This is a genomic window from Nostoc sp. (genome assembly GCF_036917135.1).
Classification (GTDB): Bacteria; Cyanobacteriota; Cyanobacteriia; order Cyanobacteriales; family Nostocaceae; genus Nostoc.
This window is the reverse complement of record NZ_JBALEA010000057.1, coordinates 211,537-235,979: the sequence shown is the minus strand read 5'-3', so window position 1 is coordinate 235,979 and position 24,443 is coordinate 211,537. Positions and strand designations below refer to the sequence as shown.

Here is a 24,443-nt window from a genome sequence, read left to right as displayed (position 1 = left end):
GGGACTTTGATTCCGGTTCCCCCCTTTTTAAGGGGGGTTAGGGGGGGATCTCCGAGAGCCAAACATATTAACCAAACCGTATTGTCCCCATTCCCAAAATTCAAAATCCCAAATTGATATGAGGAAAAATTATGCCAAATATATTGAATGGAAAGGTTCAAACCGAAATCCACGAGGTAGAACAAGGCGAGGAATTTTTAACTGAGCAAACACCAGCTAGATCAACTGATGATTGGGCTGATGCAACCAAGGATTTACTTGATAGTTTACCCCAAGTTTGGACAAGAGGATTAGTATATTTTTTGGTGGTGTTTGTGTCGATCATTTTACCTTGGGCGATGCTATCTAAGGTGGATGAAACGGGTACAGCAACAGGGCGACTTGAACCAAAGGGAAAGACGGTTAAGCTGGATGCTGCGGTGGCTGGGACTGTTGCCGAAATTCGAGTAAAGGAAGGTGATTCGGTTCAAGTTGGGGAGACTTTATTGGTATTGGAATCGGAATTAGTTAAGGCAGAATTGCGCCAAGCACAGGAAAAGTTAGAAGGACAATTAAATCGACTTTCTCAGTTAAATTCATCTAAAAGTCAGTTAATTGTATCTTTGACAACTCAAGAGCAACAGAACCAATCTCAACAGTTAGAAAAGCAGTCTCAAATTGACCAAGCACGACAGAATATGAATGCTCTTAGGAATTCATACAACTTACAAAAAGACGAAAAATTAGCTCAAGTAAATCAGGCACGACAAACTTTTGAGCATAATAAAACAGCTAATAAGTTAATCAACAGTCGTTTGGCGAGTAGCGAGCGAGAAGTTGAACGCTATCGCAGTCTTTGGCAGTCAGGGATTGTTTCAGAAACTTATGTTGTGGAGAAGCAAGATATAACTAAAGACAAGCAACAGTTATACGAACAAAATAAGTCAGATATTCAGCAGGCTAAACTACGTTTGCTAGAACAAGAGAGTAATTATGAGCGGACTATTCGGCAAGCAAATGTAGATATTGAGCAGGCACTATTGCGATTAAAAGAACAGGAAAGGAGTTATGAGACTTTAACTCGTTCCAGTAAGCTAGCTCTGCTAAAAATTGACGAACAACAAAAGGATTTGGACACAGAAATTACTACGCTTCAGGCAGAAATTGCTCAAAATAAGAGTCAGATTGTCTCCTTAAAGTTTCAGTTAGGACAACGACAGGTAAGAGCAACTGTGAATGGTAGAGTGTTTCAGTTACCGATACAACGGGCTGGGTCTGTGGTGCAGCCAGGAACAATGATTGCAGAGATTTCACCTCAAGATTCGCCGCTAATTATCCGGGCACAAATGGCGACAACCGAGAGTGGTTTTTTGCGAAAAGGGTTGCCAGTAAAGTTAAAGTTTGATGCTTATCCCTTTCAGGATTATGGCGTGGTAGAAGGAGAATTATTAGAAATTTCTCCTACTACCATAGAGGTTGATACACCTAATGGCAAGGTGGCAGCTTATGACTTAGAAATTGCCCTAAAACAAAATTGTATTCCCTCGGCTAATAAGTGTATTGTTCTGCATCCTGGGGATACGGCTACAGCTGAGGTAATTGTGCGTCAGCGTCGGATTATTGATTTTCTGCTTGATCCGTTTAAGCAGTTGCAGCAGGGCGGTTTAAAATTATAGAGCGATTTTATTATTAGCGAATATAATTCGCGGCTACACTGACAAAACCCACACTTCGACAAGCTCAGTGACCGCCTGCGTGGGTTAAAAATCCTTGATTTTCTCTTAGTCCACGGAGGTGGACTTCGTTTGTGTAGTAGAGTAGCGAATTCTATTCGCCCAATACACGCATCATAACTTCCGGGGGATCTTAACCGAAGCGTATTGGGAGAGGTCAACATTTCACGTTTAATGTCGTCTATCTAGTTAATAGAAATATCATGTCAGAAACTATCACTATTACCAACGAAGATATTCTTTCTCAAGTCAAGCTATCTTGCCAAATTCCTGAGTTTGTTGAGGGGATTGTTACCCGCAAGATTGTAGAAAACGCCGCATTTGAGGCGAGTCTCAAAGTAGAGACAGAAGAACTTCAGAAAGTAGCAGACCAAATCCGATTAATAAACAAACTCAACAGTGCTGATGATACCTGGGCATGGTTGGAAAAACATCATCTTTCCATAGATGATTATGAAGAAATTGTCTACAACACCCTCATTTCTGGGAAGTTAGCCACTCATCTGTTTGCAGATAAAGTTGAACTCTGCTTCTTGCAAAACCAGCTAGATTATGCAGGTGTGGTCATATATGAGGTTTTTCTGGATGATGAAGATTTGGCGATAGAACTCTTTTATGGGATTAAGGAAGGTGAGATCAGTTTTTATGATGTTGCTCACAAATACATCCAGGATACGGAATTACGTCGCAAAGGTGGATATCAGGGGATAGTGTATCGTCAGGATTTGAAGCCAGAAATTTCTGCTGCTGTTTTTGCGGCTAAACCGCCGCAGCTTCTCAAACCTATAGTGACATCTTCGGGAGTACACCTGATTTTGGTGGAGGAGATTATTCAACCGGAATTGGATAATGCCCTATACCAAAAAATTGCTTCAAATTTGTTTTCTGAATGGCTAAAGGAACAAATCTCTAAAGTTGATGTTGTTCAGCAGTTAGGCTCTAAGTAAGTCGGTGAGAATAAATCAAACTATATCAAGAAAGGTAAAAAATATTGAAATTAGTTCGTAGTGTTCGCGCAGCGTCTCGTAGAGACGCTGCGCGAACACTACAAACCTTGAATTATTCACACCCCTCTACTTAATTCCAAAGCTTAACCTGAAGTTCTACTCTATTGGCAAAGGGTAAACTTGTTACATTGTTTTTCCCGCCCCCTCTTGACAAAAGTGTAATTACCTTAATATCTCACAAATGACTACGCATCAGGTGGATACTACCTCTGTGGAACATCATGCTATCCGAATTATCTCAAATCTTTCACCAGTGACAACAATAGTCCTCTTATCGGTAGCAAAAAGTTCTAGATCCCCCTAAATCCCCCGCTCAATTGGGGGACTTTGATTCCGGTTCTAGATCCCCCTTCAAAAGGGGAACTTTCATTCTGGTTCCATTTTTAAGGGGGGTTAGGGGGGATCTTTATACAACATGATACTTTTCAAACAACCTCTAAGACTTTTCAAACATCCTCTCATCGATGTAGGCGCTCAGAAACTACATTAAAAGACAAAATTCCTACACTAATGTCTGTAAAAATAGTCATAAAACATTGACTTTTTCAATGTAAGGGGCTTCCAAAGAAGAAATTATCCCAAAAAAACAGTATCAAGACTTTTGGACGAAAGTCTGACTAATTATGCAACAAAGCCATACCGAACTATAAAAAAGGGATGAGGCGTAGTAAAGCTCTATTCCAATAGAATTTACTGCCAAAGCAATATTTTAATTTCGAGACATAAAAGTTTTAGTTGTGTCTATAAAAGCGATTTAGAAAGCTTGATTTTCAATGTTTATTCAATAACAATAAAACCAAGGATTAAACAAAACCAAGTTTAATTCTCTAACCAAAGTTAGTCAAATCATTTTCTTTAAGGAAAAACATCATGGCTTCCATTAAAATTTCTGAACTACGTCCAGCTGGTTCTGAATTCTTCCAAGATTCTGAAAGCTTCCTCAGCGAACTATCTGAGAATCGCGAAATTGATCAAATTGTGGGTGGTTTTACTAATATCGTTGTTTTTAGCATCGGTAATACTAACGGTAACGGTGTTAGTGTTGCTAACACCAATGCTAACACTGCTGCTAATACCTATGCTAACACCTTCGCTAACACCCGCAGAGGTCGTTAATACCGTCCCTAACTATAGCAATCCTAAATCATTCGTGAGAAAGAAACAAGATCCCCGACTTCTTTAAGAAGTTGCGGCTCTGCGGGTTACAATTCTCACAAGTCAAATAGGATTGCTATAGTACGATTTAATTTCAATAAAGCCATAATACAATGGTAATAAAAGATAGGTCTTGTTGATAAATTGCGACCTATCTTTTATTACCATAAATTGCCGCATTTTTCACAAACTCTGCTTTCTAATCTTTTTAAGTCAGATGGTTGTTAATATTTTTTGTTGAGACAAGGCAGAGAGTAGAGCGTTTTAGTCTTGTTAATATTTATTTACAAAATTATGTTTAATTGTGCCGACTTACTCATATAAAATATATTTTTAACACCTTGTTTCTTCTTTCAGATATCACTGGCCATCGCCAGTGGGAGGCTTATCTCTTTAAAAGCTGTACTGTAGCTTTGTTGCATAATTATGTAGAAGTTCTAATTCCAAAGACATAAGTAAGGAAATTATATTTAAATAATCGCCTATATTCAACTTGTCAAAATCAATAAAATCAATATAATATAGATTTATCGAATAAGATAATATCATAAAAATAGCCAATAATTTCAAATAGATTTTTCTAGCCAACGATTTGATATATGAGTATGATCTTAAGTTCGGAAAATGTAGTAGAGTATCTAAAATCATGTGGATTTCTTGAATTAAACGACGAAGCTAATACCAAAATTGAGCCGAAATTAGCTAAGAACTTTAACTTATTACTGACTTTAGCAAACGGTCGAAAACTCCTCATCAAACAAGAATCTCTCAATCAAGAAGGGAAAACCTCTGGAGAATTTTTGTGGGAATGGAAAATTCAGGAATTTGTCCAGAAATTCTCAGAATTAAGTCAGATACGCCATTGGATATCAGAGGCAATTCATTTTAATCTAGATGATTCGATTATTATTTTTAATTACCTAGATAACTATCGTGATGTGATGGCTTTCTATGGCAAGGAAAATATTTTTCCTCCAGAGATAGCCTCTGCTATAGGTAAGGTTATAGCGAGTATTCATAGCTTAACTTTCGATCATACAGATTATCAAGCTTTTTTCACTCAAAAACAGGAGAATGAATCCTCAGAAAATCTTTCCTATTTAATTAACAATTTAGGACGAATCGGCCCAGAAATATTTGCTTCTGTTCCCTCTGAGGGCTTAAAATTCTTTGCCCTCTATCAACGATATGACAGTTTAGGTCAAGCCATAGCCGAACTGGTAAATTCTTTAAAGCCTAGTTGTGTAACACACAATGACCTGAAGTTAAATAATATCCTTTTGGCTAAAGATTGGGAACAAAATATTGGCAATAACACTATACGATTGATTGATTGGGAAAGGTGTAGTTGGGGAGATCCAGCTTTTGATTTAGGTACGCTCATTGGTAGCTATCTACGCATCTGGTTAAGTAGTATGATTACCAACAAAACGATGAGTATTGACCAATCCTTGCGGATGGCGACTACTCCATTGGAGGTAATGCAACCTTCTATTGCTAATTTATTAATTGCATATTTAAATCATTTTCCAGAAATATTAGAGCATCGCCCTGACTTTTTACGGCGAGTCATACAATTTGCTGGTTGGGATTTGATTATCGCTATTCAATCAACCCTGCAATATCAAAAAACTTTTGGTAATACGGGTATCTGTATGCTTCAAGTGGCCAAGTCTTTGTTATGCCGTCCAGAAGCATCGATTCCCACAGTTTTTGGTATGCAAGCATCAGAACTTACATCCACAAGCTTATCTCCCGTTTAGAAGAGAGCATTTTTGTTCCCATCTCCCCTTACAGGTGTAGTCTCACTTTTCCAGCATTGTTATCAAAAACCTACACTTGTCAGATTCTCCTTTCTCCTTCTCCCCATCGTTAAAGGCAAGCACTTATGCAACTACTAGATTCGCTACAAATGCAACTGGTAGCTATTCCAGAACCATTGCAGCATTCATTGCAAGATATTGTTAATAAAATTCAGATTGAATCCAAATTTTGTATCAGACACCCTGACTACAAACCTATAGAATTACCATCTGAGGCATTTTCACGCTTTCAGCAATTACCCTCAGATGTACAAGATAAGTATTTAAAAGCGCAATTATCTAGTTTTCTTTACGGCATTTATTACAACGGTTCGCTAAGACGTGTCTTAGCGCTGGATGAGAAAACAACAAATTTAGCAGTTAACCAAAATCTAGAAAATAACACCTTTCTAGGCGTGGATTTGGTGTTTTACAATCGCCTCCATAAAAGCAACAAAGGTGAAGGGTATTTTAGCCCCGATTGGCTAGTGGTGAAAGAAGAAGCAGATGGTGCTTTGGCGGTACAAAAGGAAGGTTTAACACTGCACGTTGAACGAGAGCGGCATCTACCGCCAGATTCCCAAAGTGTTAATGTTGGGGATTTGGTTGCCATCAAACTGCCTAAAAATTTAGTGCAAAATGGCTTTTACATGGCAGTTGGCAATGCAGGTTCCTACGATGGGGAAGATGTAGTACGAGTTTATTTCAACTTAACTACTGATGGTGCAGTTGCAGTTATGGAAAGCTTGACTACCCAACTTAATGCCATCACCCTTGCTTTTAACTTTAAAGCGTTATACAACCCCTCAGATTATGGGCGTCATGACTCAGCAGTGCTTTACTTTGACAAAAACAAGTATGAAGCTGTACATTCAGTACTAGAAAAGGTGTATGCAGAACACCAATCCCATTTTCTGCCAGAAGTCCCTTTATTTACTAAACTTATCGCACCAGGTTTAGCGATCGCTGAAGAACCAGACCAAAAATTTGGAGAAAAAGAAAGTTTTGGTACGAATCGCTGTCAAATTATTGCCAATGGATTGTTAGAAGCTTGGCAGCAAGAAGATAATTCCCCAGAAGGTCGGATAACATCGATTCTGCAACAATTCTCTTTGAGAGAAATTGACTTGCAACGTCCTTACCTAAATGCCAAATCTGAGGATATTTACAGAACATTAAAGTTATGAAAATTACTAATCTTAACCCTGATATTCCGAAGCATGATATTCAGCCTCAGTTAACCACCCCAGATGAACTTGCTCTTGCTAATAGTAGATTTGCCAAATCAGATTTGCCTTTTTACCGCAAACTTGGGCGGACTAACTTAACTGTTAGTTCTTTAGGGCTGGGTGGTGGTGGTCAAATATCCAGTGAAGATACCCTTTACGCTTTTGACCAAGGCATCAACTACTTTTTCTACTCCAGCGATTTACATCAATATTTTTATAGTTCCATGCGTCCTGCACTCCGCCAATTATGCGGACGCGGCTCCTCAATGCGTGAAAAAGTAGTTCTGGCAACTGTCAGTTACATGATTAGAACCCCAGACACAATCTATACCTATCTATACGACCAGTTTATTGACCTGGGTATTGATTACATTGATGTGTTTTTCTGGGGCTGGATTGATGAGTATAATCATCCTGCATTCGAGAAGTGCATTAGTGCCTCTGATGATATTCGTGGACCCAATACAGTGTGTCAGCGCCAGATGGAAAGAGTATTTGGCGTATCCGAAAAGCTGAAAAAAATGGGTGCAGTGCGCTATATTGGTGCTTCTTTTCACGACCACGATTTAGCAAAACAGTGGTTAAATAGCTCTTTATTGGATGTTGTGATGGTGAGGCACAACGTGGCACATCGTACAGCCCAAAGAAAGGTTTTCCCCCATTTGGATGTCGACGATCCTCATCGACCAGGGATTGTCACCTTTAAGTCATCAGGTATGGTTAATGCCCTCTGGGAACCGCCTGCTGGTCTACCATCTGGATGCTGGCAACCTTCAGTCCCAGATTTATATCGCTATTCTTTAAGTCAAAACTCTGTTGATGTTGCCTTAGCAGGTTGGCAAAATCGTGAACAAGTAGATGCAGCAATTCAAGCTGTGCAAAAGGGCAAATTTACTCCTGAAGAAATCGACTATCTCAACCTATACGGCGATTTACATCGCAACCGCATCAAACCTGACGAAATTCCTACAGAACGTTTGCTTATTAGCAGATAGAAATAACAAATCTTACTTAAATATCATTAAGCCATGACCGAACAATTAGAACAAACTTTAGCGCTCAATGTTTTAACCAACGAACCCGTGCAAGCCCATCCAGCAACCGATGCAGAAATTTTGACATATTTGCGTCATTCTGCTAGGTTTGCAGAAATAGCGATCGCTGCTGAACGTGAGACATTAGTTTTAGCCAACTGCAACCAGTTGGGAATTGAAATATCTGATGATGAATGGCAAGCTGCTGGCGATGCTTTTCGCATGGAACGCAAGTTATGGGGAAATGCCGAAACTAGTGCATGGCTGGAGGAACAACGCATTACTGTAGACGAGTGGTCGCAAGGAATTAAAGTAGCGCTGTTGGAGAACAAGCTTAAAGAACATCTGTTCAGTGCAGCAGTGGATAACGCTTATGTTTCTAACCGCGACAACTACAGACGGGTGGCGCTATCGCAAATTCTGGTTACTGACCTGGCAACTGCTTGGAAAATCGTGCAAATGCTACGCGAAGGACAAGCTTCTTTCTCTGCTTTGGCTTTGGAACATTCTAAGGGTAAGCAGTCGCAAGAAAATGGCGGCTTTGTCGGAATTCGCTATTTAGTAGAACTGATACCGGAAATTGCCAAACCTCTTAGCGAAGCTAAGGAGAGTGAAATTATTGGTCCTGTGCAAACAAAAGTCGGGTATCACGTTCTGAGAGTGGAAAAGTGGTTCCCTATAGAATTAAATCAAGGAGTGAGAGAACAGATTATGGACTCCTTGTTTCAAGCCTGGTTGCAAAATTTGAAAAATTCCCACCATTAGGCTTAAGAGTATTCCAACGCAAAGATATGGGGAAACGAAACTTTTTAGATACCCCTAAATCCCGGTTAAATAATTCGTAATTCGTAATTCGTAATGACGCGACGCTCCTGTGTCGCTAACGTAATTAAGTTTTGGAATGGGGATTTAACCCCAACACAAAACTTGCCAATTATAAAACTGGGGCAATACTGCGTAGGTTTTGAAGATTTGTAGGTTAGTTAAAAAGGGGGGACTTTAAGAGACTCTTAGAGCTTGTTTGAAAAGTCCTCTTGTTAGTAGCAAAACGTTCTAGATCCCCCTAAATTCCCCTTAAAAAGGGGGACTTTACAGCTATTTTAAGGTAAATAGACCACGGGGTAGGGGCACAGCATTGCTGTGCCCCTACGACAGACGTGGTTCAAATACATGATTTCTGCTCTAATTCCGGTTCCCCCCTTTTTAAGGGGGGCTAGGGGGGGATCTAAAAGTGCCTAAAGTCACAGTGAAATACTTTTCAAATATCCTCTTAGCCCCACTTTAACTCTGAGAACACGCCCTAGTACAAACTTTAGACTGATGATTTGCTTAACCAGCAGTAGGTGCAGCCACCTGACGCATCAGTTCAGATGTTTTGTAGTTATCTGTAATTACTTGTGGACAACGCATACAAGCTGCCTTGCCTTCTTGCTGCCACCACCGACAATCTCGGCGTATAGAGCAGGGGGATAGTTCTTCTGCTACTGGGGGTAAGTTTTCTACAATTCGCATTGCTAGACGGCAATCTTGTCCATCAAAATGCTGACAATCTTTAGTAGCACAAGCTGATGCCGTCCGAAAAATTTCGGCTGGTGTAACTGGACTAACTTTTGCTATCAGTTCATCAGTGATAGGCAAGGGCTGTTTAAGATAAGTTACACGGGGTTCTGCAACTGTTCCACTGATGATTCCGAAAACCACACTATCCTCAGATTCTGGTCTAGCACTGGGGCAAAGTGTAGTTTTATCAACAGCAACATCTTCCATCAATTGAGCCTCCAGTGGAGAGAATCTTTATGAATATAAGGCGTTGGGGTCAGTTGCTACGAGTCCTATAATAACAGGAATAACAATCTTACCAAGTATTGTGGGAGCCAATTTTAATGCCCCACCTGTAACGCTTTTTGCTTCTTCGTCAGACATAGATAATAAAGTTTCTTCTGAATCCAAAACTTCGTTCCGACGTGTCATAGCATTCTTCACAGCACCATCAATCAAATCGTTAATTTCAATTTGACTGTTATATTTTCTTTCTTTCCCTTCCATGTTGATTTTCCTCTGAATTTTTGATCATTGATTAAGTAATTGCAGTGTTAAAGTGTAATTACTTGATATATCCTCATTATAGGAAAGAAGAAAACTACTTACTCTATTTTTAGAACTTTAAATTAGACAGAACTAAAACATTTATGTCCCGAAAATCTTGACAACTGACAGAACATATCTAATGTCCAGTTATTCCATATCAAATTTGCATACATATAAAGTATATGATGTCAAGGTAAAAACCAGATTTGGTATTTATCGTGTTAGGCGATCGCCCGATCACTACTCCTCATTCACGACTTTCTACTCTTTCAAACAAAGCCCGATAAACAGGTTCACCCTTTTTTTGCGTGCCTATTTCTCGTTCTGTGGCTACTGGTAGAGGGTTTTGGGCCAGCCATTCTCCTGTACCAATTTTCTCAAAAGCTGGATTTTCTCTAAAGCGATCGCGCATTTCCACCGCGATAAATTCCATATCTGATTGCAGAAATACAAACCCCCCAACCGCCAGATAATTAGCTAAGTCTGCCACTAGTTCTGGTTGGACTACACGACGTTTAGCATGGCGGGTTTTAAACCAAGGATCGGGGAATTGAATTGTAACGCGTTGTAAACTTCCTGGAGGGAGGGAAGATAAAAGTGAGTGCAGGGAGTTATTCACATTGCAAAATAAATAATGCAGGTTTGTTAAATCTAATTCAGAACGTAACTTATTCGCCTCCCCCACCAACGGTTCCCGAATTTCTAAGCCGAGAAAATTCCAATTGGGTTCTATCTTGGCCATATTCAACAAAAACAGTCCCTTAGCGCAGCCAATATCTAAATGTAGTGGTTGATTTGGCTTTGCATAAATTTTTTCCCATTCAAGGGGACTTGCCGGTGTTTGATACTTTTTACCAAGTGGATTAACATGCTGGCGGACTCGGACTGCTGCCAAAATTTGCTCTCCTTTACGCGAAAATATCCTGTAGTGAAACTCCAGGTTACAAGGAAGTCTAGCAAAAGTATGCCAAAAATTATCGGTCTATCATTCAATTGCCTACGCAGCAGCAAGTTCATATAGCAGTCTCAGTCAAATACGTCATACTGACACTGTATTTTCAGGTTGTCGAGAAATTTATATTTTGGAAGTCCCTCATTTTGCATTACTCTCTAGAATTAAAATGCCCTAGCACATTTGCTCTAGTCATGGAGGGAGGAAACTTAAACAGTGGATATTTTAGATTTATTTTATAAAGGCGGGCCAGCGATGTGGCCTCTGCTAGCTCTGTCGATTCTGGCTTTGAGTGTGATTTTCGAGCGTTTGTGGTTCTGGTTGCGAATGTTGACTCAAGAAAAGCAAATAGTTGATCGCATCCTGGATGCTGCCCAGGAAAATTGGGAAGTAGCTGCGGACATGGCAAGACTTGCAAATCATCAGCCTGTAGGACGTTTTCTCTACGCCCCTCTGCGCCTAACAAAAACTGATGCAGAAACCTTTAGACTAGCACTGGAGGCTACTGCCGAAGATGAATTAGCTGGGATGCGGCGGGGCGAAAAACTTTTAGAAGCCGTGATTGCCCTCGCGCCACTGCTGGGATTGTTGGGGACAGTTTTGGGTTTAATCCAATCTTTGCGCTCAATTCGCATTGGCGATTTGGGAACTGAATCTACGGCTGGGGTGACTACTGGTATTGGTGAATCCTTAATTAGTACGGCAACGGGACTAATAGTTGCCATTATTAGTTTGGTATTTTACCGCCTATTTCAAAGTTTTGTAGTCAACCAAGTCAAAGTTTTTCGGAAGGCAGGGAATGAGATGGAATTGCTCTATCGCCAGTCTCCTCCTGACTTTAGCAATAGGACATCAGCAATTGTTCGGGAAGATATCACTCCACCCCGCAAGCCAGGAAAGACTAGGCTTCCTATACCTCCTGAACCCCCGAATACACCTAATTAATGGTCAATAATTCAACCCCCGAACCAGGCTTGAGAGTGAAACATGAAAGTTAATCTACATACTCCAATTGAAGAAGTTCAGATTCAAATCATCCCTTTAATTGATGTTGTTTTTTGTATTCTGACGTTTTTTTTGTTAGCAGCTTTACAATTTACACGGCAACAGGCAATAAATGTTGATTTGCCCAAAGCCAGCCCTAGTAGTGTATCTGGGATAACGTCACAGGGCGGAAGTCTGATTGTGACTATCGATGCCGTTGGCAATACTTACATAGAAAAACAGCCTGTAAAACAGGAAGATTTGGGACAGAGGTTAAAACAATATCTCCAAGCAAACCCCAATGCTGTTATTGTGCTGAATGCTTCGCGGACAGCAACTTACAATGATGTAATTGAGACATTGGACTTACTGCGGCAAGTAGGAGGCGATCGCGTTTCTTTGGGGATTATTCCTGGTTCATCTCAACCACCCACAAACTCACTTAACCAGCCTGTTGTCCCCTCTTTCCCAATAAATCCTGGTGCTGCACCAGTTCCAGGTATCAATCCCGAAGGGAATATTATCCCTAAATTTCCCTTAGCACCTAATTCTGTACCCTTTCCTAGCATAAGTCAGCCTCCAACAGGACAAGGCATCAGTCCTATCAATCCTGGTATTTCAAACCCACCAGCATCCCAAGTGCCTGTAGCACCGAAAAAAACCCAACCTCCTCTTAAAAGATGAGATAGGGGACTGGGGACTGGGGACTGGGGACTGGTTATTCTCCTCTGCTGCCCCTGCTTCCTCGTGCCTCACTCCCCTTCAATCTTTTTCCTAAACCTAAAGATATCTAAAATAAAATTCGGCTAGAGAAAAATTTCCTGCTACTTTATAAATAATTGGTTGAGCTTTAAAGATTTTTCCACCGATAAACTAAAGTAATTTATCACCAATTGCCATTCACGTTTCAGGGGTTGTGGCATGAATATTGTGACGCTTTTAATTGTTTGGGTAGTAACAGCTATCAGCCTGTTGATAATTAGTAAATTGCCTCTGGGAGTTGAAATTGACACTCCTGGAAAAGCCTTCTTTTCTGCCGCAGTGCTTGGTATTATAACGGCAATAGTCAGACCGATTTTAAGCCTCGTTTTTGCACTACCAAATTTACTCACATTGGAATTGTTATCCGGCATTTTCACATTTATGATCGCCGTGGTTTGTTTTAGTCTTGCTGCTTGGTTAGTAGAGGGCTTTCGCTTGCGTTACGGTATTTGGAGTGCTATTATTGGGGCGTTTTCGCTCACTATAATTAACAGCTTAATCTACAAATTATTGGGAGTATAAAGTTAGGAGTTAGGAGTTATTAACAATTCCTCACTTAGAACTCCTAACTTATCACTCCCATCTTTGTAACTATTCGTTGGAACTTGGGGGAGCAACTGGGGTAGTTGATTGTTGTTTACGTTGTTCGCGTTTTTTGCGATCGGCTGAGAGCATATCTGCCATCACTACTAGTGCTTGCGCCATCTTGTCTAGGTTAGAGCGGTATAACTCCAAATCTCTGTTGAGTTTGTCATCGGAGAGGTGCAAGCCAGCAGCGATCGCTTTTAGCGCCTCAGTGAGTTGCTTTTCGTCTTTAACCAATTCGGGATCTGACTGTTCTAATAACGAAAATACACCAATTGCAAACAAACGGTTGTATTTAAAGTTAGGATTATTGGCGATCGCTTGCAGTTGTGCTTGTAAGTCAGCATCTCTATCTAAGTACGTAGTTTGACCCAGCCACCCAATTAAATCTTTAATTGGCAAACCTTTAGCTACAGCTTGCAGTCTTTGGGCATCCTGTCGATAGCGTTGCGGATCTTTTTCTATAGCCTGACATAAGGCGTTAAAAATTGATTCTTGATCCCGTTCTGGTTGATAGCCTTCCATGAAACGGTCAAAAGTAGTGACGACACCCAAGGCATAAATCGGATTGTAGCTAAAATCGATATTTACTGACAGTAGATGCATTTCCACCATCAATTCTTCGACTACCCGACGATAAATAGTGTTGATCGGACGGGTGTGAAGATTATAGAAAGTTCGCTTTGTATCGGAGACTGTACGGACGTTATTCACAAAGAAAAAAGAAATGTTAAGGGCGACGTATCTTTATTTTGTCGCTTAAAGGCTACTTTGCCAAGTTGAGCTTTTAGCGGGTGACGGTTTCATTTACAATATAGAGACATCAGAAGTATTTTATAAGCTTGTAGCCACAGGAGATCAGACCTTTTCTCCTAAAAAACTAGCCAAAAATTATTATCCTTAATGATTCGTTGATCGTATTTATGAACTTCTCGCCACAGTTAATTGCTTTAGGTGAGTATCTAGCTGGTGAATTTGATAATCGGGAACAAGCCATAGCCGAACCAGTTTGGTATGTCCACCTCCGTCTGTGGCAAAGACCAGTTAATCTGTTCACAGAAGATAGCATTACCTTGTTTGCTGAACAGGCTAACGTTATTACCCTAGATCAACCTTACCGCCAGCGAATTATCCGGTTGCGTCAGGGGAGCAACTCTGACGCAACCGTGGAAGTACAATATTATATGCCTCAAGATCCAGGTGCATTAAAGGGTGCAGGTAATAACCCTGCTCTACTGAACACACTGACACCCGAACAATTAGATTTATTACCAGGTTGTATCCTAACAGTTACTCAGGAGAAACTAGCTAGCGATCGCTATAAATTTACCGCTACCCCACCACCAGACACTCGTTGCAGCTTTACTTATCTTGGCAATAACATCTATGTTTCCTTGGGTTTTGCAGCTACAGCTACAGAATTTTACAGCTACGACAAAGGAATCGATCCAGCAACTGGAAAAGCAACTTGGGGAGCGATTATGGGGCCTTATCGCTACACCAAGCGAAATCAGTATTGAATAAGATAATGTTATGAGTTGTGAATTTTGAATTAACTCCTAACTCCTCACTCCTAATTCTTTTTCAGCTGGCAATGCTACGAGGTACACCTTCTAAAGCTTCCTCTTCTGTTTCAAAGATTTCAAAGACAGTATCCATCATCGTCACTTCAAACACGAGTTTGGCTTCTGGATGGACATTGCAGATGCGGAAACTGCCCTTTACTTTATCAGCATCACGCATTCCAGCTACCAAAGACGTGAGACCAGAACTATCAATAAAATTTACCTGAGCCAAATTTACAACTACATGGCGACTGAGTTTGGAAATACACTCCTGTAACTTCAGGCGAAATTGCCAAGCAGTGGTAATGTCTAGGCGACCTGCTGGTGTCAAGACAATAACCGTGTTTCCGTCTTGAGTTGCATAACTTTTTTGGTCTATATGAATCATTAAAGCCCTCCCCGTGGCATTCCTCTCAAGATTAACTAGTTACAGAATTTTGTAATGCTGCCACTTGAGATTAACAAGCTATAGCTAAAATTGTCACCTTTTTCTGTTAAGTACTTAACTTGAGGACTTTAACTCACCAAAATAATGGGGAGTGGGGAGTGGGGAGTCGGGATTACGGACTGCGATATCTTTGCTAATACCCAATACCCAATACCCAGTACCCAATCCCCAGTACCCAATCCCCATTCCCTATTGAGGCGGTGTCCAGTTGATCCAATCTTGAGGCTTAAGGAAGGTTTCATACAACTCGGCTTCGGGGGAATTTGGTTCCGGTTGATAGCCGTATTCCCAGCGCACTAAGGGAGGTAGGGACATGAGAATTGATTCGGTACGTCCGTTAGTTTGCAGACCAAAAATAGTGCCTCGGTCATAAACCAAGTTAAATTCTACATACCGTCCCCGGCGGTAGAGTTGAAAATTACGTTGGCGATCGCCATACTCTATCCCATGTCGCCGTTCTACAATTGGTACGTAGGCTGGTAAAAATGCTCTACCACAATCTTGCACAAAGCCAAACAAATCTTCCCAATTGCGGGTTGCTGGTGTTCCCACCTGATTGCTATAAATAGCCGCTTCCCCATTGGGATTTGGGCCGCGATATAAACCACCCTGTCCATCTTGGTAATCAAAAAACAGACCACCTACACCCCGTGTCTCGTCACGATGCTTCAGGTAGAAATATTCATCACACCACTGCTTAAACACTGGGTAATATTCAGGGTGATGTTTGTCGCAAGCCTGTTTTAATGTTTTGTGTAAATGTGTCGCATCTTCAGCAAAGGGGTAATAAGGTGTCAAGTCAAGACCGCCACCAAACCACCACACTGGCCCAGCTTCAAAGTAGCGATAATTTAGATGAACTGTGGGTACATAAGGATTATGAGGATGTAATACCATTGAAGTGCCCGTGGCATAAAACCCATGCCCTGCGGCTTCCGGGCGTTGGGCTAAAATTGAGGGTGGCAAATGGTCACCCCAAACTTCAGAAAAGTTTACACCTGCTTGTTCAAATATTGCACCATCTCGCAGCACGCGCGATCGCCCTCCACCCCCTTCTGGGCGTTCCCAACTATCTTCATTAAACTTAGCTACACCATCTAGTTTTGCTAATGATTCAGTAATTTCGTCTTGCAGCTGTTTCATAAACTGACTGACTCTAATCTGAGAGTCAGGTGCTGGCAAAGACTTGGATGATACTGCTTCTACAGTTGGTGTTTGCGAGTTGGTCAACATAGATTCCCGAACCTAAATTACAAATTCCACAAAGCCACAAATTTTTCATTTTAAAATTTGGGGGAAACACGCGCCAACAATCTAGCTCTATTTGCCCAACCCGCTTTTTTCTTACCGGTTAAGCATTTATACGATTGATGGGCATCACTAGAGTTATTTTCCCTCAAATGCGTATAGGCTTCTATATTGAATTAGTTTTTTTTGAAATTCTTAATTGGAATATTCTGGTATAAAGACTAAATTTTAGTCTTAAGCTTGAGGTATCAAGGATTTGACTGGCCTACTCAGAACTTTTTTGCCATATTGTTGCTGATGTCGGATGTTAAGGTTTGTAGCGAATCGAGGCTTGCTATTTTTAGGGCATTTTTGAGAAAGTTTTAATTTAGGGGTTGAGCGTAGTTGCACACAATACCAGAGTTAGCAGAAAGTGTTTAGGGAGGAGGATTAGGAAAATGCAAGGTTGGTTATCCAAATTCATCCACCGCAAACGTCGTCGTTTTTGCGCTTCCCTAGTATGGACCTATCGAGAGATTAGTTCTGCTTCTGTAGATGAATTGTGGCAAAAAGTGGTTGACTTAACTGATGTTTCCTGGCATCCACAACTTAAGAGTACTAATGTACCCTACGGATTAGTACCCAAACCAGGATTAATTTTTCAAGCTGTAACACGCTTTTCGCCAATTCCCATCAGAATTTTTGTGGAACGCGTCAATCCTAAAGAGATGCTGAGTATCCGAGTGATGGCGATTCCGGGAATAGAGGAACGGGTGACTTACCAAGTAGAGTCAACGGTTTGTGGTACTTGTTTGTCTTATTCTGTAACCCTACGGGGTTGGTTATCGCCCCTGATTTGGTCTTTATCCCGTCCTTATGCAGACCGCGTTGCACGGTCTTTAGTTGAGGCAGTAGAAAAGACTGCATTACCAACGGTATCTGGTAAGAAAAAATCCCTTAATGGCAGTTGTTTTGATTTTTAGGGACTGGGGATGAGGGGGATAAGGGAGAATTTGTGCCCAATACCCAATACCTAATGCCCAATGCCCAATGCCCAAAGAAAGTTAAGATTCTATTAGGTAATAATGCAATTTACTAAGTTTTATTACGGCAATGACAGTGAAAATACTAAACTGACCTTACTTAACATGTCGCGGAGTCTATTTATACTAATGTATAAATGGTCGTTGACCCGCCCAACTGTATGGAACATAAAGGCTAACTTCAAAGTAGTCAGACTTGCCGCAGTAACATCAGAGATTGGGGAAAGAACACTGTTAACTGGTTGACTATTGTCGTGAATCCAAGCGGTGTTGTACGAAACAAAAATCAAACTGCCTGTGGTAGACGGGCGGCTGCCTGTGGACGCTGTGCAAGACCATCACGAGATTTAGTTCTCGACTTCTAAAGGAAGTTCCTAACGTGGCAACGGCGGATGAGACGGGAAACCCAAGAGACGAATAAGACCGTCATTGTGTGTAGTTGAAATTGGAAGCCCCTTTTTCAGCGAAGCAAAAAGGGGTACTTCACGAAAGCATCCAGTTAATAGCTAAGATGTTCGCCACAAGTGTATTTATTCATTTTGAATTTTGAATTTTTATGTACGATGTCCTCGATTCTCGCTCTGTCTTAGAAGTTTTGCGACCAGTGGAAGACCCAGAACTCCGCAAAAGTCTAGTAGAACTAAATATGATACGCAACGTCACAATTGACGGTGGCAAGGTTAGTTTTACTTTAGTCTTAACCACCCCTGCCTGTCCTTTACGCGAATTTATTGTCGAAGACTGTCAGAAAGCTGTCAAAAAACTCCCAGGCGTTACAGATGTCAGCATAGAAGTGACGGCAGAAACACCGCAACAAAAAAGTTTACCCGACCGCACTGGCATTTCTGGGGTCAAAAATATTATTGCTGTTTCCAGTGGCAAAGGTGGCGTTGGTAAAAGTACGGTGGCGGTGAATGTAGCAGTGGCTCTAGCCCAAACTGGGGCAAAAGTCGGCTTGCTTGATGCTGATATTTACGGCCCCAATGACCCCACTATGCTGGGTCTGGCTGATGCCCAAATTACTGTGCGTTCCACTGAAACAGGTGATATCCTGGAACCTGCTTTTAATCACGGTGTCAAATTAGTTTCAATGGGCTTTTTGATTGACCGAGATCAACCAGTAATTTGGCGGGGGCCTATGCTCAATGGTGTAATTCGCCAGTTTCTCTATCAAGTTGAATGGGGAGAACTGGATTATTTGATTGTAGATATGCCACCGGGAACCGGAGATGCCCAGTTAACTTTAACTCAGGCAGTGCCGATGGCTGGGGCAGTAATCGTCACTACGCCGCAAACTGTAGCCCTGTTAGATTCTCGCAAGGGATTGCGGATGTTCCAACAGATGAATGTCCCAGTATTGGGGATCGTGGAGAATATGAGCTATTTTATCCCGCCCGATCAACCGGATAAGCATTATGACATCTTTGGTTCCGGTGGTGGCTCTAAAACAGCCGCAGAATTGGGAGTGCCACTATTGGGGTGTGTACCGCTAGAGATTTCCACACGAGTTGGCGGTGACAGTGGTGTGCCAATAGTCGTTGGTGAGCCAGATTCAGCTTCGGCAAAAGCATTAACAGCGATCGCTCTTACCATTGCTGGTAAAGTATCAGTTGCTGCTTTGACATAATTAATTTTAATTTCTATCTACTTCCTGGGCTATACCTTGGGAATACTAGAGATTGGGCATTGGGCATGGGGCATGGGGCATGGGACATGGAGAAGTATTGGGCATTTGTCAATACTTCTCTCAGAGAGACTACGCCAATGGCAAAGCTCAGTACAAGTACTCAATTCCCAATCCCCAATCCCCAATCCCCAACAATTAAAAAAGTCTAAACTGGAACAATGTTGTTAAAACGATCGCTCCCCAAAGTTCGCTGGAAGTCTTGGGTTAAGCCCTGGCAGTCTGTAGATTGGCTACTATTTTGTTTGCCAATTGCTGTCAGTATCTTTGGCGGCATCATGATTCTCAGTACGGAATTAAAGCAGCCTGTAACTGACTGGTGGTGGCACTGGATGGTAGCAGGTATCGGCGTATTTATAGCGCTGTTGTTATCTCGCATCCCTTACGAACTATTGATGCAGTGGCACTGGGTAACATATTCACTGACGAACTTCAGTTTAATCGCCGTGATGATTGCTGGTACTAGCGCTAAAGGGGCACAACGATGGATTAGTGTTGCTGGCTTTAACGTGCAACCCTCAGAATTTGCCAAAATAGGGATGATCATCACCTTAGCGGCTTTGTTACACAGGCGCACTGCTTCTAGCCTCGAAGGTGTTTTCCGCGTTCTGGCAATAACCGCTATCCCTTGGGGATTGGTATTTTTACAGCCAGATTTAGCAACATCATTGGTATTTGGTGCGATCGTTTTAGGAATGCTTTATTGGGCAAATGCTAACCCAGGCTGGTTAATTTTGATGATTTCTCCGGTGGTTGCTGCCATTTTATTTAGTATATCTTGGCCATTAGCAGCGCCAGTAGTTTTATTTAAAGAACTATCTTTTGGCCTATTAGGGCTAATTTGGTCAGTTGCGATGGCTATTGTCGGTTGGCAAACCCTTCCCTGGCGTCGATTTGGTTTCGGCGCTATCAGTGCATGGAGTCTCAATATACTGGGTGGCGAATTAGGAATCTTTGCCTGGAAACATATTTTAAAACCCTATCAAAAAGATCGACTAACTGTATTCATGGACCCCGATCATGATCCCCTCGGTGCTGGGTATCACCTAATTCAATCTCGCATTGCGATTGGTGCTGGTGAAATTTCGGGCTGGGGTCTCTTCAAGGGGCCAATGACGCAACTGAATTTCGTGCCGGAACAGCATACAGACTTTATTTTCTCCGCAGTGGGTGAAGAATTCGGTTTTATTGGTTGTTTGCTAGTACTATTTGTTTTCTGCTTAATTTCCTGGCGTCTACTACATATTGCCCAAACTGCTAAAGATAACTTTGGTTCATTGTTGGCTATTGGGGTTTTGTCGATGATCGTGTTTCAGGTGATTGTGAACGTGGGTATGACTGTAGGTTTAGCGCCTGTGGCAGGAATTCCCCTGCCTTGGATGAGTTATGGGCGTTCTGCAATGTTAACCAACTTCATTTCCTTGGGAATAGTAGAATCAGTAGCAAATTTTCGACAAAGGCAGAAGTATTATTGATTGGTCATTTGTCATTGGTCATTTGTAAGAACCAAGAACTACGATATGCGGCGCGAACGGTTGAGGGTGGGGACTTCCGCGATACGATTAAAAGGAAACAAGCGAGGCTAAAAACATGATCCTGCCTGGAGCAACTGTTCGCGTCAAGAATCCCGCAGATACCTATTATCGTTATGAAGGACTCGTGCAACGGCTGAGTGATGGCAAAGTAGCCGTATTATTTGAAGGTGGTAACTGGGATAAATTAGTTACCTTCCGCCTGAGCGAATTGGAACTTGTAGAGACCACCGCCGGACGTAAAAAAGCCAAATAAAATTAGTTAGGAGTGAGAAGTTAGGAGTTAGGAGTTATGATTCTTCAACTCATCACTCATAACTCTTAACTCCTAACTCAGCACTGTTATGCGCCTCCCACTACCACAGTTTGCCACTAGCGATCGCCATCCGAACCACATTGCGGAGGTGATCGAAACTACTAGTACTGAATTTTTAGCTCAGTGTTTAGAACCTGAAGATTTGAGCTTTCCCTCTATGCCACCCTTTGGTAGTTGGGTTTGTTCTGTAGATGAAGAATCTGGCAACCAAATCTATGCTGTAGTGTATTATGCCACAACTATGCCCATAGATTCCGTACACCGAGCTAGAGCCTTGGGGTTATCGTTGCAAGACTTACGGGAGGAACAACCCCAAATATTCGCCATGCTCCGCACAGAATTTCGGGCTGCCATTGTGGGATTTGAACTATCTTCGCAAAATCAAAGTTATAACCAAAGAGTATATCAGTATCTTCCACCCCGTCCCCCGCAAATTCATCAAGCTGTTTATCGATGTGAACCAGAAGCTATCATTAAATTTACTGAAGAACTAGATTTTTTACGGACACTGCTTTGTATCAATGGTGCGCCAATCGAGTCGTTGACCGCAGCAGCCATTCGAGATGTATACCAGTTACGCAAAGCTGACCGAGAATGGCTAATTAAAGCTGGACGTAACTTGAGTGTGCTACTCAAAGATGACTACGATCGCTTGCGGTTCATTTTGAGTCAAATCCACCCGTAGGTACTTAGTTCTGAGACAATTACTTAGTTAGTGTAAATTAAGATTTCTGATTTTTCTTCAGGTGGCTTCTCAATTTATCCATCAGGCGATCGCTCCCAAGGTAATCGCTATTTTACCATAGCCCCTTCAATTCCTACATCATGGAACTCTTATCACAAGTTCTGGTTCTGGAACCAACTTCCCAAGTTCTTGGCAAGGAACCCATTGTTCCCTTTGCTATTTTACTGGTGGTTATCTTAGTTATACCCATCTTGTTCGATCGGCTAAGATTACCAGGATTAGTGGGTTTGGTTTTCTCAGGGCTAGTACTTGGTCCCTCAGGCTGGAATCTATTTCAACCTGACTCGCCAATGATTAACCTCCTATCAGACATTGGCTTAATTTACTTGCTGTTTGTCGCTGGGCTAGAGGTTGATCTAGAAAAGTTCCGCCAAAGTAAAAGCCGTGCCTTTGGATTCGCTAGCTTGACTTTCAGTATACCCCTGGTGATGGGAACCTCATTAGGGCTGATTTTCGGCTATGGCTGGAATACTTCAATCTTAATTGGCTCTTTATTTACTTCCTATACCCTTTTGGCATATCCCATAATCAGCCGTTTGGGAGTGGTAAATAACGAAGCTGTTACTGTTACCATTGGAGCTACAATTTTTACAGATATTGGCGCAGTACTGATATTAGCCGTTTGTGTAGCGATCGCTCAAGCTGGGACATTCAGCATTGCTAAACTACTCACCTTGTCGGGTTGGTTAATTATTTATTCTGTAGCCGTTGTCACAGGCTTTGATTGGGCGGGCAAAGAATTTTTCAAGCGGTCTGGAGACGACGAAGGAAACAAGTTTTTGTTTGTGTTGCTTTCGGTGTTTCTCGCAGCTGTGGGCGCTCAATTGATGGGCATAGAAAAAATTGTTGGGGCTTTTTTAGCGGGTTTGGCAGTGAATGAAGCTGTCGGTGAAGGTCCAGTTAAAGAAAAGGTGGTATTTATTGGCAGTGTGCTATTCATTCCCATTTTCTTTGTTGACCTGGGCTTGCTGATCAATCTACCCGCCTTTGTGAACAATCTGGACACGCTGAAGTTAACGCTGTTGATGATAGCCGGTTTGATTGTCAGTAAATTAATCGCGGCTTTGTTGACAAAACTGGTTTACCGCTACAAATGGCAAGAAATGCTCACGATGTGGTCGCTGTCACTTCCCCAGGTTGGTACAACCTTAGCAGCAACGTTAGTGGGATATCGGGCGGGGTTGCTGCCACTAGAAGTATTACACGGTGTCATTGTCTTAATGCTTGTCACATCAACATTAGGACCGTTGATGACCAGTCGAATAGCTGTTGGTTTAAATTCCTCAACAGCCGAAGATCCAACACCACCCCTACCTGACCAGAACGCACCAGAGACAGACAGTGCTTTCACTATAGTCGTACCTGTGTATAACCCTCAGACTGAACAGTATTTGATTGAAATGGCGGCGTTATTAGCGCGTCAGTCTCAGGGTAAAATTATCCCACTGGCGATTGCTCCTGCTACCGCTCACATGGATGCACCGCAGTTAGAAGCCTCTCTACAACGGAGTGAGCGTTTATTAACCAAAGCCACAGCACACAGTCGAATATTGGGCGTGGCCGCAGAACCAATGCTGCGAATCGATGATGCCTTTGCTCAAGGAATTAGTAGAGCTGCTCGTGAACAAAACGCTAATTTAATTGTTATGGGTTGGGGTAAACGCACTGGGTTACGAGCGCGTTTATTTGGCAATGTAATTGATGGTGTGCTTTGGGCATCCCATTGTCCAGTAGCGGTGACACGTTTAGTAGAATCACCGAAAAAAATTCAGCGCATCTTAGTTCCAGTAGAAAATTTAACCGCACCGACATTACAGCCTATACAATTTGCCCAGATGTTGGCAGAGGAAAATCAGAGCCATATTACTGTGCTGAATGTGTGCGATCGCCGCACTAGTTCAAGTAAAATTGCTTGGAGGCGATCGCATCTCTCCCTACTAGTATCTAAATTAGCTTTGACCGATCCCCCAGAAATTCAAATTATTGCTCACGAAAATGTTGCCCAAGCAATTTTGCAGGCAGCACGATTATATGATTTAGTAGTTTTACCTTTTATACGTAATCGTACCAGTCCTGGAGGGTTAGCCATTAGCGATGTCACAACCCAGTTAGCCAGACAACTCACCTGCTCTATAGTCATGCTTGGAGAACCCCAACGCACTCAAACTAATCTAATTACCTCTAATGTGGTTACTACCATTACATCTACTGTATAATACGAGCCATAGTTCAATCTACTTAAGTGGAGGTTGGGTGTCCGAGAATTTCCCCAAATCTTGGCAACAAATGAATCGACTGTACAGATGCACAGATGTTCATCCCTCTCTTGTTGAAGATTTGATAAAGCTTAGGTAAAAAACCAACAATTTTCAAACAATATTTGTTATTTTACTAATTAAATTCTTAAGGAAGCAGGTAAAAACATCATAAAACTACATCCGTAAAAAATAGCTAAGTTCAACAAAAATTTTGCTTGAGCCTTGTTCTTTTTTTATTTTGTATTTTTGTCCCCAAGCTGGGTAATCTAAAAGTAAGTGCAATAGCTACTGAAAATATTTGTAAGTAACTGGGAA

General features: G+C 41.7%; 23 protein-coding genes. 17 read left to right on the top strand and 6 right to left on the bottom strand.

Going from position 1 to position 24,443, the window contains the following annotated elements; genetic code table 11:
• The first annotated feature begins 131 nt into the window (after positions 1-131).
• The 7 genes from V7K50_RS17035 (at position 132) to V7K50_RS17005 (ending at position 8,704) form a co-directional block, all read left to right on the top strand.
• Positions 132-1,655 carry an HlyD family efflux transporter periplasmic adaptor subunit gene (locus V7K50_RS17035; protein WP_334961969.1) on the top strand — a complete coding sequence of 508 codons (1,524 nt, stop codon included), beginning with the start codon at positions 132-134 and terminating at the stop codon, positions 1,653-1,655.
• 260 nt (positions 1,656-1,915) lie between these two features.
• Positions 1,916-2,659: a peptidylprolyl isomerase gene (locus tag V7K50_RS17030; RefSeq protein WP_334961967.1), complete on the top strand. Its 744-nt coding sequence runs from the start codon at positions 1,916-1,918 to the stop codon at positions 2,657-2,659.
• A 930-nt stretch (positions 2,660-3,589) separates the two neighbouring features.
• Positions 3,590-3,835, top strand: a complete 246-nt coding sequence (locus V7K50_RS17025; RefSeq protein ID WP_334961965.1) for a hypothetical protein — start codon at positions 3,590-3,592, stop codon at positions 3,833-3,835.
• A gap of 638 nt (positions 3,836-4,473) precedes the next feature.
• Positions 4,474-5,637 carry a phosphotransferase gene (locus V7K50_RS17020; protein WP_334961963.1) on the top strand — a complete coding sequence of 388 codons (1,164 nt, stop codon included), beginning with the start codon at positions 4,474-4,476 and terminating at the stop codon, positions 5,635-5,637.
• Between the two features lie 125 nt (positions 5,638-5,762).
• On the top strand, positions 5,763-6,863 hold the full coding sequence (locus V7K50_RS17015) for a T3SS effector HopA1 family protein (RefSeq protein WP_334961961.1): 1,101 nt from the start codon (positions 5,763-5,765) through the stop codon (positions 6,861-6,863).
• Complete coding sequence (locus V7K50_RS17010; protein ID WP_334961959.1) at positions 6,860-7,900, top strand: aldo/keto reductase; 1,041 nt, start codon at positions 6,860-6,862, stop codon at positions 7,898-7,900. The genes V7K50_RS17015 and V7K50_RS17010 overlap by 4 nt, the downstream gene beginning before the upstream one ends.
• Before the next feature lie 33 nt (positions 7,901-7,933).
• Positions 7,934-8,704 carry a peptidylprolyl isomerase gene (locus tag V7K50_RS17005; protein ID WP_334961957.1) on the top strand — a complete coding sequence of 257 codons (771 nt, stop codon included), beginning with the start codon at positions 7,934-7,936 and terminating at the stop codon, positions 8,702-8,704.
• A 564-nt stretch (positions 8,705-9,268) separates the two neighbouring features.
• Here V7K50_RS17005 and V7K50_RS17000 read toward each other — a convergent pair.
• From V7K50_RS17000 to trmB, 3 genes are all read right to left on the bottom strand, one after another.
• Positions 9,269-9,706, bottom strand: coding sequence for a nitrogen fixation protein (locus V7K50_RS17000; RefSeq protein WP_334961955.1), 438 nt, complete (start codon positions 9,704-9,706; stop codon positions 9,269-9,271).
• Positions 9,707-9,733: 27 nt separating this feature from the next.
• The gene (locus V7K50_RS16995) at positions 9,734-9,985 is read right to left on the bottom strand and encodes a hypothetical protein (protein ID WP_334961953.1); all 252 of its coding nucleotides are present in this window, start codon (positions 9,983-9,985) and stop codon (positions 9,734-9,736) included.
• Between the two features lie 289 nt (positions 9,986-10,274).
• Positions 10,275-10,922 (bottom strand): tRNA (guanosine(46)-N7)-methyltransferase TrmB, encoded by a 648-nt coding sequence (gene trmB / locus V7K50_RS16990; RefSeq protein WP_334961951.1) that lies wholly within the window; start codon positions 10,920-10,922, stop codon positions 10,275-10,277.
• 273 nt (positions 10,923-11,195) lie between these two features.
• On the opposite strand from trmB, the gene V7K50_RS16985 reads away from it, so the two are divergent.
• The 3 genes from V7K50_RS16985 to V7K50_RS16975 all read left to right on the top strand — a co-directional run bounded on the left by V7K50_RS16985 (position 11,196) and on the right by V7K50_RS16975 (position 13,247).
• Positions 11,196-11,924 carry a MotA/TolQ/ExbB proton channel family protein gene (locus tag V7K50_RS16985; protein ID WP_334961949.1) on the top strand — a complete coding sequence of 243 codons (729 nt, stop codon included), beginning with the start codon at positions 11,196-11,198 and terminating at the stop codon, positions 11,922-11,924.
• 42 nt (positions 11,925-11,966) lie between these two features.
• Positions 11,967-12,647 (top strand): ExbD/TolR family protein, encoded by a 681-nt coding sequence (locus V7K50_RS16980; RefSeq protein WP_334961947.1) that lies wholly within the window; start codon positions 11,967-11,969, stop codon positions 12,645-12,647.
• A 237-nt stretch (positions 12,648-12,884) separates the two neighbouring features.
• Positions 12,885-13,247 (top strand): phage holin family protein, encoded by a 363-nt coding sequence (locus V7K50_RS16975; RefSeq protein WP_334798758.1) that lies wholly within the window; start codon positions 12,885-12,887, stop codon positions 13,245-13,247.
• A 69-nt stretch (positions 13,248-13,316) separates the two neighbouring features.
• Here V7K50_RS16975 and psb29 read toward each other — a convergent pair whose 3' ends face one another.
• Entirely contained in the window at positions 13,317-14,024 is a 708-nt protein-coding gene (gene psb29 / locus V7K50_RS16970) for a photosystem II biogenesis protein Psp29 (RefSeq protein ID WP_334961945.1), read from the bottom strand.
• A 209-nt stretch (positions 14,025-14,233) separates the two neighbouring features.
• Here psb29 and V7K50_RS16965 point away from each other — a divergent pair, with 209 nt between their 5' ends.
• Complete coding sequence (locus tag V7K50_RS16965; RefSeq protein ID WP_334961943.1) at positions 14,234-14,830, top strand: chromophore lyase CpcT/CpeT; 597 nt, start codon at positions 14,234-14,236, stop codon at positions 14,828-14,830.
• Positions 14,831-14,894: 64 nt separating this feature from the next.
• Here the strand turns inward: V7K50_RS16965 and V7K50_RS16960 are convergent, their stop codons facing one another.
• Together V7K50_RS16960 and hemF are read right to left on the bottom strand one after the other, a co-directional pair.
• Positions 14,895-15,263: an STAS domain-containing protein gene (locus tag V7K50_RS16960; RefSeq protein ID WP_334961941.1), complete on the bottom strand. Its 369-nt coding sequence runs from the start codon at positions 15,261-15,263 to the stop codon at positions 14,895-14,897.
• 249 nt (positions 15,264-15,512) lie between these two features.
• Positions 15,513-16,556, bottom strand: a complete 1,044-nt coding sequence (gene hemF, locus V7K50_RS16955; RefSeq protein ID WP_334961939.1) for an oxygen-dependent coproporphyrinogen oxidase — start codon at positions 16,554-16,556, stop codon at positions 15,513-15,515.
• Between the two features lie 452 nt (positions 16,557-17,008).
• Between hemF and V7K50_RS16950 the strand changes: the two genes are divergently transcribed.
• The 6 genes from V7K50_RS16950 (at position 17,009) to V7K50_RS16925 (ending at position 24,086) form a co-directional block, all read left to right on the top strand.
• Positions 17,009-17,533: an SRPBCC family protein gene (locus V7K50_RS16950; protein ID WP_334961938.1), complete on the top strand. Its 525-nt coding sequence runs from the start codon at positions 17,009-17,011 to the stop codon at positions 17,531-17,533.
• 616 nt (positions 17,534-18,149) lie between these two features.
• Positions 18,150-19,220, top strand: coding sequence for an Mrp/NBP35 family ATP-binding protein (locus V7K50_RS16945; RefSeq protein ID WP_334961937.1), 1,071 nt, complete (start codon positions 18,150-18,152; stop codon positions 19,218-19,220).
• A 218-nt stretch (positions 19,221-19,438) separates the two neighbouring features.
• Positions 19,439-20,752: a rod shape-determining protein RodA gene (rodA, locus tag V7K50_RS16940; protein ID WP_334961936.1), complete on the top strand. Its 1,314-nt coding sequence runs from the start codon at positions 19,439-19,441 to the stop codon at positions 20,750-20,752.
• Between the two features lie 115 nt (positions 20,753-20,867).
• Positions 20,868-21,065: an NAD(P)H dehydrogenase subunit NdhS gene (locus V7K50_RS16935; RefSeq protein ID WP_099099801.1), complete on the top strand. Its 198-nt coding sequence runs from the start codon at positions 20,868-20,870 to the stop codon at positions 21,063-21,065.
• 88 nt (positions 21,066-21,153) lie between these two features.
• The gene (locus V7K50_RS16930) at positions 21,154-21,810 is read left to right on the top strand and encodes an HAS-barrel domain-containing protein (RefSeq protein WP_334961934.1); all 657 of its coding nucleotides are present in this window, start codon (positions 21,154-21,156) and stop codon (positions 21,808-21,810) included.
• A gap of 140 nt (positions 21,811-21,950) precedes the next feature.
• On the top strand, positions 21,951-24,086 hold the full coding sequence (locus tag V7K50_RS16925; RefSeq protein WP_334961932.1) for a cation:proton antiporter domain-containing protein: 2,136 nt from the start codon (positions 21,951-21,953) through the stop codon (positions 24,084-24,086).
• Positions 24,087-24,443: the final 357 nt, after the last annotated feature.